Origin of the sequence: Brevibacillus fluminis (assembly GCF_052072235.1) — a bacterium.
GTDB lineage: Bacteria > Bacillota > Bacilli > Brevibacillales > Brevibacillaceae > Brevibacillus_D > Brevibacillus_D fluminis_A.
Genome location: NZ_CM125436.1, coordinates 3,103,374 through 3,118,043 on the forward strand (window position 1 = coordinate 3,103,374; position 14,670 = coordinate 3,118,043).

General features: G+C 52.4%; 14 protein-coding genes. 3 read left to right on the forward strand and 11 right to left on the reverse strand.

Annotation, left to right across the window (positions count from 1 at the left end; translation table 11 throughout):
* Positions 1-2: 2 nt before the first annotated feature.
* The 3 genes from ACTID9_RS15400 to ACTID9_RS15410 form a co-directional block, all read right to left on the reverse strand.
* On the reverse strand, positions 3-467 hold the full coding sequence (locus ACTID9_RS15400; RefSeq protein WP_441065287.1) for a hypothetical protein: 465 nt from the start codon (positions 465-467) through the stop codon (positions 3-5).
* A gap of 16 nt (positions 468-483) precedes the next feature.
* Positions 484-1,161 (reverse strand): stalk domain-containing protein, encoded by a 678-nt coding sequence (locus ACTID9_RS15405; protein ID WP_441065289.1) that lies wholly within the window; start codon positions 1,159-1,161, stop codon positions 484-486.
* A 292-nt stretch (positions 1,162-1,453) separates the two neighbouring features.
* The gene (locus ACTID9_RS15410; RefSeq protein ID WP_441072616.1) at positions 1,454-1,708 is read right to left on the reverse strand and encodes a hypothetical protein; all 255 of its coding nucleotides are present in this window, start codon (positions 1,706-1,708) and stop codon (positions 1,454-1,456) included.
* Between the two features lie 112 nt (positions 1,709-1,820).
* Between ACTID9_RS15410 and ACTID9_RS15415 the strand changes: the two genes are divergently transcribed.
* Positions 1,821-2,000: a hypothetical protein gene (locus tag ACTID9_RS15415; RefSeq protein WP_441065291.1), complete on the forward strand. Its 180-nt coding sequence runs from the start codon at positions 1,821-1,823 to the stop codon at positions 1,998-2,000.
* Here ACTID9_RS15415 and ACTID9_RS15420 read toward each other — a convergent pair.
* The 6 genes from ACTID9_RS15420 to leuS all read right to left on the reverse strand — a co-directional run bounded on the left by ACTID9_RS15420 (position 1,969) and on the right by leuS (position 9,210).
* Positions 1,969-3,159, reverse strand: coding sequence for an ArgE/DapE family deacylase (locus ACTID9_RS15420; protein ID WP_441065293.1), 1,191 nt, complete (start codon positions 3,157-3,159; stop codon positions 1,969-1,971). The genes ACTID9_RS15415 and ACTID9_RS15420 overlap by 32 nt on opposite strands.
* A gap of 169 nt (positions 3,160-3,328) precedes the next feature.
* Entirely contained in the window at positions 3,329-4,417 is a 1,089-nt protein-coding gene (locus tag ACTID9_RS15425) for a PRK06851 family protein (RefSeq protein WP_441065295.1), read from the reverse strand.
* Positions 4,418-4,501: 84 nt separating this feature from the next.
* Positions 4,502-5,173: a GNAT family N-acetyltransferase gene (locus ACTID9_RS15430; RefSeq protein WP_441065296.1), complete on the reverse strand. Its 672-nt coding sequence runs from the start codon at positions 5,171-5,173 to the stop codon at positions 4,502-4,504.
* 173 nt (positions 5,174-5,346) lie between these two features.
* Positions 5,347-6,168, reverse strand: a complete 822-nt coding sequence (locus tag ACTID9_RS15435) for a DUF92 domain-containing protein (RefSeq protein ID WP_441065298.1) — start codon at positions 6,166-6,168, stop codon at positions 5,347-5,349.
* Between the two features lie 17 nt (positions 6,169-6,185).
* Complete coding sequence (locus ACTID9_RS15440) at positions 6,186-6,470, reverse strand: hypothetical protein (RefSeq protein ID WP_441065300.1); 285 nt, start codon at positions 6,468-6,470, stop codon at positions 6,186-6,188.
* 298 nt (positions 6,471-6,768) lie between these two features.
* Positions 6,769-9,210 carry a leucine--tRNA ligase gene (gene leuS / locus ACTID9_RS15445; protein WP_441065302.1) on the reverse strand — a complete coding sequence of 814 codons (2,442 nt, stop codon included), beginning with the start codon at positions 9,208-9,210 and terminating at the stop codon, positions 6,769-6,771.
* Between the two features lie 298 nt (positions 9,211-9,508).
* On the opposite strand from leuS, the gene ACTID9_RS15450 reads away from it, so the two are divergent.
* Positions 9,509-10,750 (forward strand): cysteine desulfurase-like protein, encoded by a 1,242-nt coding sequence (locus tag ACTID9_RS15450; RefSeq protein ID WP_441065304.1) that lies wholly within the window; start codon positions 9,509-9,511, stop codon positions 10,748-10,750.
* A 53-nt stretch (positions 10,751-10,803) separates the two neighbouring features.
* Here ACTID9_RS15450 and fumC read toward each other — a convergent pair whose 3' ends face one another.
* Together fumC and ACTID9_RS15460 are read right to left on the reverse strand one after the other, a co-directional pair.
* A complete protein-coding gene (fumC, locus tag ACTID9_RS15455; protein WP_441065306.1) occupies positions 10,804-12,195 on the reverse strand; it encodes a class II fumarate hydratase in 1,392 nt (463 codons plus the stop codon).
* Positions 12,196-12,440: 245 nt separating this feature from the next.
* Positions 12,441-14,135 carry a M3 family oligoendopeptidase gene (locus tag ACTID9_RS15460; protein WP_441065308.1) on the reverse strand — a complete coding sequence of 565 codons (1,695 nt, stop codon included), beginning with the start codon at positions 14,133-14,135 and terminating at the stop codon, positions 12,441-12,443.
* A gap of 149 nt (positions 14,136-14,284) precedes the next feature.
* Here ACTID9_RS15460 and ACTID9_RS15465 point away from each other — a divergent pair, with 149 nt between their 5' ends.
* On the forward strand, positions 14,285-14,614 hold the full coding sequence (locus ACTID9_RS15465) for an ASCH domain-containing protein (RefSeq protein ID WP_441065310.1): 330 nt from the start codon (positions 14,285-14,287) through the stop codon (positions 14,612-14,614).
* The last annotated feature ends 56 nt before the right edge of the window (positions 14,615-14,670 follow it).

The window sequence follows — 14,670 nt, forward strand, 5'->3', positions numbered from 1 at the left end:
CGTTATGACCTTCTTGTTTTTCTGTTTGTGCTTGCCTTCCCGGTTGAACGGGAATCATTGAAAGCAAGCGAGCTTTGTTGTTGCGTTTGCATCTGCGGCCCTGCTTTTGCCGGTAAAGTAGCCGTCGCTCCAGGCGACAAATCCCAGCTCAGTTGTTCAAGCACTTTTTCGCGCTCAGTCTTCATTCCTGCTGGAAAATTGACGACATCGTTCATTTCCTGCGGCGAATGCAAGAATGTTTTCATTTGAACTGTATCCTTGTTGGCCGGCGGCGCAGACGTTCTTGGTGCAGGAACGGGCACAGGGGCAGTGATCGATTCCGGAGCTGCCGGAGGAACGGTGTTCGCGCTCGCGTTTTCCTGACTCAATTCAGCCTCGGCGGCAATCGGCATATTTGAAATATCATTCGGATTTTGCGTCAGAAATAAGAAACCGGTAAAAGCGCCGACACCGGTAAAGCCTGTCAACCATTTCGTCCATTTGTTAATTGCCATTTGAATCCTTCCTTTCGATTGCCATGGTCCCGGCTGAGGGATCCCATGTAAAGGTATAGCCCAATCCGTTAGCGAATTCTGTCAGCGGCAAGTAAAACACATGCTGTACCGACTTCGGGGGAAAGGGAATTTGTTCTTTTTGCCCGTTGCTATAAGCCACATTTTTATTCGTGTGGTAAATAAAATGCTTTCCTCCGCCATACAACTCCAAAATCGTGCCCTTCTCGTAGGTTACACAGGGAATATTCAGCGCACCAAGCAACTGACCCGCAGGCAGCCACAGTTCCCCTTGCTCGACATGCAATTGGATATCAATAGGTTTGGCGGAATCAGGCAGCAGGAGTTTGACATGCTGCCCGTCAGTAAACGGGGATACATTTCGCGTTACGGATTGATTCGGTTCTACCTGCTGCAAAATGGGCGCATGATACGCATCCTGTTCTTTGTCGGAGCCTTCCTGTTCTGATTCTGTGAATTCATGCTCTTCATCGTCATCATCATCGTCATGCTCGCGATAGTGGTCGGAGCGCTCCTCCGATTTCTTCTCATAGTTCTCATGCTCCTCATGATCCCGTTTTTTTTCAGCATACAAGCTGGAAATCGGGAATATGGTCAAGCACAATGATACGACTGTTAGGAGAATGAAAGGCTTTGCGATCTTTTTCATTCACTTCATCCCTTCCACAATTTAGCATTCTTGCTTCTTATTCTACTGCGGTAAAGTGAAAAAAAAATGAAAAACATTGCACCGTTGACCTAGGCCCGTTGGGAGTTCGGAACTACGACTGGTTTTTTCGGACAAACGTCCCACGTTTCAATTCAGCAATGGTATTTGCCTGCGATTGATTGGATGTGCCCGCGCCAATCTATGGTGTTCTGCCCGCTGGCTCTCTGATCCGCGATACGATCGGTCCAGAATTGCCTGCTGCCGTTTAGGGGCAAAAAAAATCCTCCTCACGTCAAGCTGAGGAAGATTTTTTCATAGCAGGATGAAGGTAAGAAGGCGGGCAAAGTTTGACGCTTACGTTGCTTCTGTTCCCATCTGCCCCTTTTCTCGCAATGCGCACGACGTTTTTCATATCCGCCTGACCAGCCAGCAAAAGCTCGGCCACCGGCAGCTCGATGTGCTGTTTCATCGCCCTTTTGATCGCACGGGCACCGTATCGTTTGTCAAAGCCGTTCCCGATCAGAAAGTCGACAGCCGATCGTTCCACGACTTGCTGAAGAAGAAGCTTGCGCCTTTGGAGCAACTGATCGAGGAATTGAAAAAAGGAACTGCTTTGCTCCCTTACACTTTTGCGCTTTTTGACAACCAAGGACTACTGCTTGCGGTTTACCGCAGCGCAATTGATTCCGGACAGCTTGTACGTCATGAAGGAAGGCAAAATCATCCATCACAACGAGGCGGCACAGCGCCTGCTCTGCCGCAATATAACGGTACACAATCGGGCAATGACTCCGAAAGCCGCAGCTGCTACTTCTCTCCCTGACAAAAGCTTTGAATAACCCCGGCCAATATGCTTGTCATCTGCACCACGCTATCAAAATCGACGTATTCCACCGCTCCGTGCAAACCCGCACCATACGGCCCGAAAATAACCGTAGGGGTGCCTGCTTCGTGAATCAGCGAGGAATCCGCCCAACCCGAAAAGCCCGCGATCAGCTGCTCTTCCCCGAAATAATTGCGATAGGCGTTTTGCAGCGTCTGCACGATCGGCGCATCATTGCTGATCTCAAACGGTTCGCGCACAAACGTAATTTCGTAGGATGCCTGGAACTGGTCATCGGCGTCTTTCAAACGGCAAAACAGCGCATCCAATTCCGCTGTCACATCGGCGAGCTGTTCCCCCGGTATGGTGCGCCGCTCCAGCTCGATGCGACAATAATCAGGATAGGTGGAGATTTCGGTACCGCCGGAGATCAGCGAGGCATGGATGGACGGAACTCCCAATATCGGATGCTGCTTCCGCTCCAGCTCGCGCGAAAGCCTCTCCAGCTCAGCCAGCAGCTTCCCTGCCTTCACGATGGCATCGATCCCTTCGGCTGGCCGACTTCCGTGCGCTGCCTTGCCATGCACCTCTACGGTAATCCAAACAAAGCCTTTGTGCGCGACAACCGCTGTTAAATCAGACGGTTCGCACACGATGGCCGCATCGGCGCTGTAGCTTTTGACCAGCGCTTCCGTTCCAATGCTTTTGTATTCTTCATCCGCAACAAACGTCAGGATGACATTGCCTGCCGGCCGAAAACCCGTGTTTTGAAGGGTGTCGACAGCCAGGATCATCGCAGCGAGGCTTCCCTTCATGTCACAGCTGCCCCTGCCATACACTCTCCCTTCCCGCACTTCCGCCACAAAGGGAGGGATTTGCATGTTGGATACGCCTACCGTGTCCATATGCCCATTGAGCAGCAGCGATTTCCCGCCTCCTGTCCCCCACCAGATGCCGATCACATTGATCGCCTTTTCTGTCAGCTGCTGGGTATGGACTTCCAGATTCATGCCTTGGAGGACACCCTGGATATATTCCGCGATCTCTGACTCCCCAGGTCCATCATGGGACAAATACGGATTCACCGAATTGATTTCAATCAGACTGCGCAATACGTTCATCAGTTTCTTCTCATCGACGGGAAAACGGGATGTCATTTTTGCAGATTGATCCATGTGAGCCCCTCCATTTTTTCAAGCATTGGCGCTTGTTGCGCCGATTTATCGGTTCAAGATCATGCATGGCATGAGTCGTACGAATAATCTGACTTGTCCATCCGAAATATCCTTCCCATTTATTGTAATATAAGACAGCGTGGGAGTGCAAAAGAAAAAGCTGATGCGTTTACATCAGCTCATCGATTTTGCGAATCAATTGTTTGGCCAGGTTGGCCGTCGCTTCCAGATCGGAAGCAGCCTGATACAGGGCAATCAACCGCTCCTGCTGCTCATTTGCTTTTGCCAGCAGCTTGGTTGCCTCGGCCATTTTGCCCGCGTATTTGCTCTTGATTTCCGTCAGCTCACGGGCAAATCGTTCGTCCGTCCCCGGCACGATCGTTCTCGTGTACATGTCGACGATTTCATCGGTTTCACGGTCCGGGAAATATTCATGTGGCGCCGTGCTGTCGAAGATGGCGACGCTGCGTTCCGGGATGACAACCATATCCAGGCTGTTCGGGTCGAAGCCGCAGTGGAAAACTTCCGCGTCGTAGCCTTTTTGCTCAGCTGCAGCCGCGATTTTTTTCAGCATGGTCGATTTCCCCGATCCGGGTCGGCCTTTGATGAAGTATCTTTTTGTGATCGTTTTGGTCAAATCCTGGATATAATCGACGGCCCCGATGCAGGTCGCAGCCCCGAAATATTGATGGCGGATGCGGGGTGATCGCTGTTGTGTCTGCTCACCGAGCAGCGTCTGGATCATTTCCCGCGTCACCTCTGTTGCCGCATCCATGTTCATGTTGGAAATATACAAATGCTCCCAATCGTCATGGATTTGCAGCGCTTTGGCAAACGCTTGTGTCGCCTGTTTGCGATAATCGGTCACACCTTGGGACAATCGCACGATCTCGTCTTTGTGGACAGCCAAACGGCTCGAATCCCAGACAGACTCCGCATGAATCATATGTTCGATCACGCCGGGTGCCACCGGTTCATAGCAATAAGGGGCCGAGTTATCCACCACACCCATATGAAGCGCGGGAATCAACACTCCGTCATACCGCTCCCGATTGAGCGGGGTGTGAATCCATTCGACGTTCAAACCTCGATCCAATGCCGCTTCCCCGACCATGCGAATGATAGCGGACGTACCGGCTCCAGGGCCGCCCGTCAAAAGGAAGAGCGGATCGATCCCTTGCAGGATGGAGCCATAAAAATGGCGAAAGCCTTTCGCGGTGTTCCCTCCTGCAAAAAAGTGGCGTTCCTGATTTTCCATTGCAATCTCTCCTTAGGGCAATTCATCCTACGCGGATAGCATATCGTATGCAAGCGCGCCCATTAGGTGTTTGCCCACAGGAGTTTACAAGCCTTTCAACGCTACGGTTTCCTTTTGCTTGAGCGATTCGATCATGTCAAGCCATGCTTGCGGCTTGTTCGACAGCACGGTGTAATAGGTTGTCAAAAATGTCACGATGAGTGAGGCGGGGAGTTCTGTCAAGGAATCATCCGTTGGCATGAAGCCGAGGTCGAGACCTTCCACAGCTGTGCCGTCGTTCTCCCACGAAGGATGCACATACGGGAAATCGAGGCGCTTGTAGCCGAGATGGGACAGCACTTCGCGGCGTACAAACGGGTCCATCGCCTTCACCTTGCCAAAGGAATGCTCTTCTACCCGATAAGGATCATAAATTTCCGCGAACATGCCCAGGCTTGTCTGGCCGCTCGCTTTCGCCCATTCCAGCAGATCTGCCTCGCGATTTTTGGCCAAAAACCGGCCGATGCTCAATCCCGGTTTCCCGATGATGGTAAAGTCCGTCATGGCGACATTCATCGTCGGGTAATAACGGTATTCGGTCGCACCAACGACCTCTCCCTCATGAACCGCCACATAAACGCGCAGCCCTTGGTCTTGAAGCGGCTCCTGCCACAAAGAGAATTCCAGCACTTCCTCTGCGGGAAATACCGATTGCATGAATTGGTGCATTTTCGCAAACAACGGATCTTCAATGCTCGTAATGCGTATGTACTCCATGTAGAAATTCCTCCTATTATGTAAAATTGGCACAAGTCCGCCTAAGGTTCATTATAAACGAATGGGCAGTCATTCGCTTCCATGAAATGGACAAAACTACCCATTGAATCCTGCACGATGTTGTCGAAACGCAGTGATTTTTGCTTCTTTCTGCGCTTTCCCAGGAAAGAAAGTCAGTTCCATCCATTCATAAGCAGAAAAACCGCCACTCCGCCAACGGCTGAGCTGATCATGTTGACGGCATCATTGCCAAGCCACCTGATCCCCCTGCTATGACGGGTAGCCTGTCCACAATGGAAGGATGCTTCCATCTCTTTTCCACAGACTATGCACTTGTTTTTACGTTGCCAAGCGGCTCCAAGCAGCGAATCGGTCAAAGAACCGAGCAAACCGCCGAGCAGTCCTGCAACGATCCATTGCCAGCCGTCTCCCGCTTGCATGATCCACTGATCAGTACGAATCCGGACGAACAGCCAGAACACTGTACCGATCAATAGTCCACCTGCTGCCGAGGCAAGCAACCCGATCGCGGTAATGCCGCCAGAAGTCCCTGGTTCCACGCGCTTCCCTCTGAGTATCGACAATGGTTTTTGGCTGCTTAGCCCGCCGATCTCCGTCGCCCACGTGTCTGCCGTTACGGTCGCCATTACGCCGACGAACAGATAGAGCCAGTACGGTTCGTTTGTCCAGGCGTACGCGATGCAGAAGAGCGTGGCCATCCCTCCATTCGCCACGACTTGTCCCGCATCGCGTCGACCGGATTTCTCATAGGTTGCCTCGATACGAGCCTTTGCCCGATGTTTCCATCTGGTCAGAAGCGACGATGACACAAAAAAGAAGATCATGGACCCGAACCAGGCCAGACTTCCCACAGCATACAGGATGGTCCCGACGATTAGTGCCGAAATTGCCCCGGAAACACTGAGCGATTGCTTGCGCCATGCCACCCAGGCGACAAGACCGCTGCATAGAATCCCCACCAGCCAATCTCCCATCCTTCCTTCTCCTCTCCTTATTGTGTCTTGGCAATTCGATCCATAATTTCATCAAACCACAGCCGATCATCCGTATCAACGGCGAGATGTGCCAATGCATATAAATCCTCTGTCGTGATCGCGGAATCGGTCAATGGCTGTGCGATGGAAAATGGGACAAAAAAATACTTGTTAATGGAGGGAACGTACACGTTGTAGGAGCTTTTCTCTTCGACGATTCGTTCCACATACGCCACATACTCAAAGCTTTTTCCACGAGCATCCTGATATTTAAAGCTGAGCATATCTCCAATGGAAAGCATAGCATCTCCCCCCTTGCATTTATTTTATGAAGAGGGTCGTGCATGCGTTTCTGTCGAACAAGCGCAAAAGCCTGAGACATTTGCCCCAGGCTTACGTATTTACCTCTAATTGAACAACGCCCTTCTTTTTGGCGACAAGCTCTGGCACGGCGATCCCGACCATGATGACCAGCACACCGACCCATTGCAGCCAGGAAAAGCGAAAGCCCGCGGCGACTGCCAATTTTGCAAAAGGGGGGGCAAGATGCCGCAGCTGCTTGCCCCACTGAATACGCAGAATAGCCAGCGCAGCGGCTATCTACCCAATGACGATATTAACCAGACGATTTGGAACGACGATGAATTTTTTGATCTCATGGCCTTCGATCGCTTCTTTTACGAGTTCCAGCTGGAGTGCTTGCTCTTTTACAGCCGCTTGATCCAAGCCGTTTGGAATTACCAGACGGTCTTTGATTTTGCCGTTCACCTGGACCACGATCTCTACTTCATTGTCGATCGTGAAAGCTTCCTCGTATTCAGGCCATTTTTCGTAAGCGAGCGTGTTTTTGTGGCCAAGCAAGGACCACAGCTCCTCTGCGATGTGCGGCGCCAGCGGCGCGAGCATCAGGAGGAATTTTTCCATGTACGCTTTCGGCAAAACGGTTTCTTTGTTTGCTTCGTTCAAGAACACCATCAGCTGGCTGATCGCCGTATTGAAGCGCAGGTTTTCCAGATCGTTCGTCACCGCTTTGATGACTTTATGCAGGACACGCTTGAAACTGTCGCTGCCTTCTTTGTTCTGGATTTTCGGATTCAACACGCCTTCTTCCGGGAAAAACAAGCGCCATACGCGCGTCAGGAAGCGGTGCGAACCTTCTACCCCCGTCTCGCTCCACGGTTTGGACGATTCGAGCGGACCCATGAACATTTCATAGATGCGCAGCGTATCTGCGCCGAATTCGTTGACGATGTCATCCGGGTTCACGACGTTGCCGCGGGATTTGCTCATTTTTTCGTTGTTGGAACCGAGGATCATGCCTTGGTTTACCAGTTTGTGGAACGGTTCTTTCGTATCGACTACGCCGATATCGTACAGCACTTTGTGCCAGAAGCGGGCATAGAGCAAATGGAGCACGGCATGCTCTGCTCCGCCGATGTACAAGTCGACCGGCAGCCATTTTTTCTGCAGCTCTTTGGAGCACAGCTCCTTGTCGTTCTTCGGATCGATGTAGCGCAGGTAGTACCAGCAGCTTCCCGCCCATTGCGGCATCGTGTTGGTTTCCCGGCGAGCTTTCATCCCTGTTTCCGGGTCAATGGTGTTGACCCACTCTTCCACGTTGGCCAGCGGCGATTCGCCTGTGCCCGATGGCGCGATGGAATCAACATCAGGGAGCAGCAATGGCAGCTGATCCTCCGGAACCGGCTTCATGGTGCCGTCTTCCAGGTGCAAAATCGGAATTGGCTCCCCCCAATAGCGCTGGCGGCTGAACAGCCAGTCGCGCAGACGGTACGTCACTTTCTTTTTGCCTTTGCCGTTTTCTTCGAGCCATGCGATCATTTTTTCGATGGCTTCTTTATTTTGCATGCCGTTGAGGAACTCGGAGTTCACGTGCGGGCCGTCGGACGTGTATGCCGCTTCTTCCACATTGCCGCCCGAAACAACCTCAACGATCGGCAGATCAAACCGCTTCGCGAATTCCCAGTCGCGCGTATCGTGCGCAGGAACCGCCATGATCGCACCGGTACCGTAGCTGACCAGTACGTAATCCGCTACCCAGATCGGCAGACGTGCGCCGTTCACCGGGTTGATCGCATACGCTCCTGTAAAGACGCCTGTTTTGTCCTTCGCCAAATCCGTGCGTTCCAGATCGCTCTTCAGCGCCGCCTTGTTCACATAATCATCGACCGCTTCTTTTTGCGCTGCGGTCGTGATTTCCGCCACGAGCTTGTGCTCAGGCGCGATGACGCAATATGTCGCCCCGAACAGCGTATCCGGACGAGTCGTGAACACGGTCAATGCGCTGTCGGTTCCTTCAATCGGGAAATCCAGTTCAGCCCCGCTCGACTTGCCGATCCAGTTGCGCTGCATTTCTTTGATGCTTTCCGCCCAATCCAGCTCTTCCAAATCCTCGAGCAGGCGTTCCGCGTAAGCCGTGATGCGCAGTACCCATTGACGCATCGGTTTGCGGATGACCGGATGGCCGCCGCGTTCGCTTTTGCCATCGATAACTTCTTCGTTTGCCAGAACCGTACCAAGCGCCGGGCACCAGTTTACAGGCACCTCGTCAACATAGGCCAGCCCTTTTTTATACAGCTGCAGGAAAATCCATTGTGTCCATTTGTAGTATTCCGGATCGGTTGTCGAAATCTCGCGGTCCCAATCGTAGGAGAAACCGAGCGATTTGATTTGCCGGCGGAAGTTGTCAATATTCTTGAAAGTGATGTCGCGCGGGTGTTTTCCGGTATCGAGGGCGTGCTGCTCGGCAGGAAGGCCGAACGCGTCCCAACCCATCGGGTGCAACACCTGGAACCCTTTCATCCGCTTGTATCGAGAAATGATATCCGTCGCCGTATAGCCTTCCGGATGCCCGACATGCAAGCCTGCTCCCGATGGATACGGAAACATGTCGAGCGCATAAAACTTCGGCTTCGAGTCGTCATCAACCAACTTGAAAGTCTTGTTTTCTTCCCAATATTTCTGCCATTTCTGTTCAATGGCGCGGTGGTCGTACACTGCTGTTTTGGTTTGTTCTTGACTCATAAAAAAGTACCTCCAACCTGGACTCTAGCGAAAACGAGTAGATAATGATAAAGAACAATCTGCATATCTATGCAAGATGATTCACTCTGCTGGAACTGGCAACATCTTAGAAAATAATGCTATCCCCCATTATATCGCAACTATTTTCGTCTATACAATAGTAAGTATGGAACTTTATCCGCAGTTTGAAACCTGTAGTGAATATTTTCAAACTATTTGAAATACATTTGGAGGATTTGCAAGCAGTGTGACGAAACAAGTAGACGATTGACAAAAATCGGCTAGGATGTGAAGCGATATGTCTTTTGCTGTCTTGGAACTGCGCAAGGATTTTCCTTCTCTTTCCCGCACAGTGTCGGGTCATTATGCTGCTTATTTTGACGGACCGGGCGGCACACAGGTCCCGCGCCAAGTGATTCAAGCGATTTCCCACTATTATGAGACGTGCAACGCAAACGCGCACGGGCCGTTCGTCACCAGCGCGGAAACCGACCGGATCGTCGATCGGACGCGTGAAGCTGCCGCCGCTCTGTTGGGCGCTCCTTCACCAGCCACGATTTCGTTTGGCGCCAACATGACCTCGCTTGCTTTCGCGCTGGCCCGCGCCCTCTCCCGCACGATCGCACCCGGTGACGAGGTGGTCATCACCGATCTGGATCACGAGGCGAATCGCGGACCGTGGCAAACGCTTGCGGAACGCGGCGCCGTCGTACACTCGGTCGCCATCACGGCGGACGGGCGGATCGATATGGAAGATTTCCAAAGCAAGCTCAGCCCCAACACCAAAATCGTCGCGGTGGGCTGCTCGTCCAACTCGCTCGGGACGGTCAACGATCTCGCGTCGATTCGCCAGTTGACCCATGCGGTCGATGCACTGCTGATCGTGGATGCCGTCCATTTTGCCCCCCACTTCCCGATTGACGTCATCGAACTGGACTGTGACTTTTTGCTATGCTCTGCCTACAAGTTTTATGGCCCGCATGTCGGCATTCTCTATGCGCGTGAAGGACTGCTTGACACGTTGCCTACCGATAAGCTGCGGGCACAGGATGATGCCGCCCCCTACCGGATCGAGACGGGCACACCCAATTTCGCCGCGCTTGCCGGCGTGACCGCTGCCATCGAATATATCGCCGCATTGGGCACGGGAACAAGCCTGCGACAGCAGCTTCTCACCGGCATGGCGCTGGTGCATGATTACGAGGATGCGCTCGCTCGCAAGTTGTATGCGGGTCTTTCCCAAATGGATCATGTCCAGCTTTTCGGGCAACCGTTTGGCGATGGGCTGCGCGCTCCGACCATTTCCTTCACTGTTGCCGGAATGAATTCAGGCGATGTGGCGGCTTACCTGGGCGAACAAGGCTTGTTTGTTTGGAGCGGACATTTTTATGCCATGCGCATTTATGAAGTGTATCAGCTGGAAGAACAAGGCGGACTGGTCCGCGTAGGGATTTCGCTTTATAACACCGAAGAAGAGGTCGACCGCCTGCTTGAGGCAGTAAAAGCGTTGAACAAAACGCGTACGACAACCGTGTCCTAAAAAAGAAAACTGCACCTTGCCAAGCGGAAGGTGCAGTTTTTTTGCTCTCATTCCTACTCTGCCTTCGGTGCGATCATCTGCTCGGGGCGAACAATCCGGTTGAACTCTTCTTCGGTGAGCAGCTTGCTTGCAAGCGCGGCTTCCTTCAGCGTCGTCCCTTCCTTGTGCGCCTTCTTGGCGACCGCTGCAGCATTGTCATAGCCGATGTACGGGTTGAGCGCAGTCACCAGCATCAGCGAGCGTTCCAAATGTCCGCGTATGACAGCGGCGTTCGGCTCGATCCCTACCGCACAATGATCGTTGAAAGAATGGATGCTGTCAGCGAGCAGGCGTGCAGATTGCAGGAAATTGTAGATGATGACCGGCTTGAACACGTTCAGCTCAAAGTTCCCCTGGCTTGCGGCAAACCCGATCGTCGCGTCGTTGCCCATGACCTGGCACACCACCATCGTCAACGCTTCGCTCTGCGTCGGATTCACTTTGCCTGGCATGATCGAGCTGCCCGGTTCGTTGGCCGGAATGGTCAATTCGCCGATGCCGCTGCGCGGTCCGCTTGCAAGCCAGCGCACATCGTTGGCGATTTTCATCAAGTCGGCTGCCAACGCCTTGAATCCGCCATGTACAAAAACGATTTCATCGTGGCTTGTGAGCGCGTGGAATTTGTTCGGAGCGCTTGTGAAGCGGGTTCCTGTCTCACTGCTGATTTCGGCCGCGACCCGTTCCCCGAACTCGGGGTGGGCATTGATCCCCGTCCCAACCGCTGTTCCCCCGATCGCCAGCTCGCGCAGCTGCTCGGCAGCCTGGCTGATCATGTTCTGCGATTTTTCCAGCATGCGGGCCCAGCCGCTGATTTCCTGGCCCAATGTAAGTGGCGTGGCGTCTTGCAGGTGCGTCCGGCCGATTTTGATGATGTCCGCAAACGCTTTGCTCTTGTCGCGCAGTGTCGCGTGCAGCTTGGCGATGGCCGGGAGCACCTGGGTCTCCACCGCGATCAGCGCAGCGACATGCATGGCGGTTGGAAACGTATCGTTCGAGCTTTGGGAACGATTCACGTCATCGTTCGGATGAATGCGCGAGTCGGAGCCGTTTTGCTGCAATAGCTGGTTGCCCCGATTGGCGATGACCTCGTTGACGTTCATATTGGATTGGGTGCCGCTGCCTGTTTGCCAGACGACCAGCGGAAAATGCTCATCAAGCTTGCCCGCGATGATCTCATCGGCGGCTTGAATGATGGCGGATGCCTTATCTTCCGGAAGCTTGCCAAGCTGGAGATTCACTTTCGCTGCGCTTTTTTTCAAAATGCCGAAAGCACGGATCAGCGGCAGCGGCATCTTTTCCGTACCGATCGCAAAGTTTTCAAAGCTGCGCTGCGTTTGCGCAGCCCACAGCTTATCGGCTGGTACGCGAATTTCCCCGAGCGTATCTTTTTCAATGCGATAGTCCATGTGAGAGCCTCCCTTTTTTGTTCCCTTCGTCGCTGGTACTGCTGGGGTATGTATCTCAAGTCTATTTTGTTGATAATGATTTTCAGTGTCAATTTTATGGCGCATGACTCGATCGTAGTATGCGCAAAAATAGCAAGCCCCATTGCGCTTGACAGATGAAAAGGGGTGCTCTTCCACGAAAAAAACGTGCCAAAACCGCTCTGGGTTGGCACGTTGATTTTTTCGCTTTGATTTTGACCGACCGTTTATAACTTGGCGTCATCCACCTGGTTCAGCCAGTTTTCGATAAAGCCGGTGACCGATGCGACACAGCCATCTTCAAACGGGGATGTGAGTTTGGACGCTGCCACCAGTTCCAGGAACGATTTGCTGCCGCCCATTTGGCAAAGGGCAAGGTAATCTTGCCATGCAGCGTCGCGGTCCTCGTTCGAGCGTTTCCAAAATTGGAACGCGCAAATTTGCGCCAAGGTGTAATCGATGTAGTAGAACGGCGTTTTGTAAATATGGCTCTGACGCTGCCAGTAGCCGCCGCGCTCGAGATAATCGATGCCGTCGTAGTCGCGGTGCGGCAAATATTTGCGCTCGATGTCGCGCCATGCCTGCTTGCGTTCGTCAGGCGTCGCATCCGGATTGCCATAGACGAAATGCTGGAACTCATCGACCGCTACACCATACGGGATGAATTCAAGCGCGTCGCTCAAATGGCTGAATTTGTATTTGTCCACATCTTCCTTGAAGAACAGCTCCATCCACGGGTAGGTCAAAAACTCCATGCTCATCGAGTGAATTTCGCACGCTTCATAGGTTGGGAAGGCATATTCCGGCAGTGTGTACTTCCGGCTCTCGAACACCTGGAACGCATGGCCTGCTTCATGCGTCAGCACGTCGATGTCGCCCGATGTGCCGTTAAAATTCGAGAAAATGTACGGAGCCGCATGTTCGCTGATGTAGGTACAGTAGCCGCCGCCTGCTTTGCCTTTCTTGCTGACAAGGTCCATCAGCTCGTTTTCCAGCATGTAGTTGAAGAACGCGCCTGTTTCCGGGGACAGTTCCTCGTACATTTTCTTGCCATTGGCGATGATCCATTCGGGATCGCCTTTAGGCGTCGCGTTTCCGGTCTTGAAGGAGAATTTTTCATCGTAAAACTTGAGCGAATCCACGCCGATTCGCGCTTGCTGGCGCTGTTTCAGCTTGGTTGCGATCGGTACGATATGGGTCAGCACCTGCTCGCGGAAATTGGCCACCATCGCAGCATCGTAATCGGAACGGGTCATCCGCGCGTAGCCAAGCTCGATGAAGTTTTCGTAGCCGAGCTTGCGGGCGATTTGCGTACGCACTTTCACCAGCTCATCATAAAGGCGGTCCAGTTCTGCCTCATGCTCTTTCATGAAGCCAAAAGAAGCTTCAATCGCCGCTTTGCGCGTTTCACGCTCCGTGGATTCGGTAAACGGAATGAGCTGCGACAGATTGCGCTCTTCCCCGGCGAACATGATTTTGGCCGATGCCATCAACTTTACATATTCGCTGGCGAGCTTGTTTTCCTTTTGCAAATCCTCGATGACATCGTCGGAGAATGTTTTGAGTGTCAAATCGGCAATCGTGAACAGCTGCTTCCCCCATTTTTCTTCGAGCTGCGGACGGAAGCGAGACGCCGTCAACGCTTTGTACAGCTGTGTGACGAGCCCTTGGTAAATCGGCTGCACTTCATCGAAATAGTCTTGTTCTGCCTGGTATGTAGGATCGGTGGTGTCAATCGTATGTCGGATGGAAGCGATTTCGCGCATGGTCTCAAAATGGTTGCGAACCTTGGTGATTTCACCTAAAATCTGGTCCTGCTCCTCGAAGCTTTGCGCATTCGAGAATGCTTCCACCATTGTTTTCATGGATCGTTCGATATCGTTCTGATCTGGTCGTTGATACGGGTATTCCGAGAATTTCATGGCAGATCCCTTCCCCAAAAATATTTTTTCGATTCAATAATTTTAAATCTACCTTACTTTTCTGCTGCATGCAAGTTGTCCGCGATTCGTGTACAATCAATAGTGGGTCACTGACCAAATGATTCCAAGCAATCTGAAGGAGGATTACGATGAACACACCATTGCCACCAAAAACCTGTACGATCGACCGACTGGTCACCAAAGAGGAAGACGTACAACGTGTGCTGAACGGCACCAAAACAGCTACCCGCCGCAACGGTCGTTATGCCGATCCGGGCGAAATCATGGAATTGCAAGGAAAGCGCTATGAGGTCTATGCCGTTTACGAACAAACGCTGGGCGAGCTGACCGATGAGGATGCGCAAACCGAAGGCTTCGCCAATCTCGAGGAGTACAAACAATACATACTCTCCCTTCATGCCGGGATGCCTTGGATTCCGCATATGAAAATGTGGGTGCACCAATTCCGTCTCGTGTAATGTTTCAACAAGTGCAGGAGCGATCCCTTGTCCTGCACTTTTACCAATATTCATAG

Coding starts and splice junctions, on each gene's coding strand:
- ACTID9_RS15465 (WP_441065310.1), top strand. CDS start 14,285: ATGAACACACCATTGCCACCAAAAACCTGTACGATCGACCGACTGGTC.
- ACTID9_RS15450 (WP_441065304.1), top strand. CDS start 9,509: ATGTCTTTTGCTGTCTTGGAACTGCGCAAGGATTTTCCTTCTCTTTCC.
- fumC (WP_441065306.1), bottom strand. CDS start 12,195: ATGGACTATCGCATTGAAAAAGATACGCTCGGGGAAATTCGCGTACCA.
- ACTID9_RS15420 (WP_441065293.1), bottom strand. CDS start 3,159: ATGGATCAATCTGCAAAAATGACATCCCGTTTTCCCGTCGATGAGAAG.
- ACTID9_RS15430 (WP_441065296.1), bottom strand. CDS start 5,173: ATGGAGTACATACGCATTACGAGCATTGAAGATCCGTTGTTTGCGAAA.
- ACTID9_RS15460 (WP_441065308.1), bottom strand. CDS start 14,135: ATGAAATTCTCGGAATACCCGTATCAACGACCAGATCAGAACGATATC.
- leuS (WP_441065302.1), bottom strand. CDS start 9,210: ATGAGTCAAGAACAAACCAAAACAGCAGTGTACGACCACCGCGCCATT.
- ACTID9_RS15440 (WP_441065300.1), bottom strand. CDS start 6,470: ATGCTTTCCATTGGAGATATGCTCAGCTTTAAATATCAGGATGCTCGT.
- ACTID9_RS15435 (WP_441065298.1), bottom strand. CDS start 6,168: ATGGGAGATTGGCTGGTGGGGATTCTATGCAGCGGTCTTGTCGCCTGG.
- ACTID9_RS15425 (WP_441065295.1), bottom strand. CDS start 4,417: ATGGAAAATCAGGAACGCCACTTTTTTGCAGGAGGGAACACCGCGAAA.
- ACTID9_RS15405 (WP_441065289.1), bottom strand. CDS start 1,161: ATGAAAAAGATCGCAAAGCCTTTCATTCTCCTAACAGTCGTATCATTG.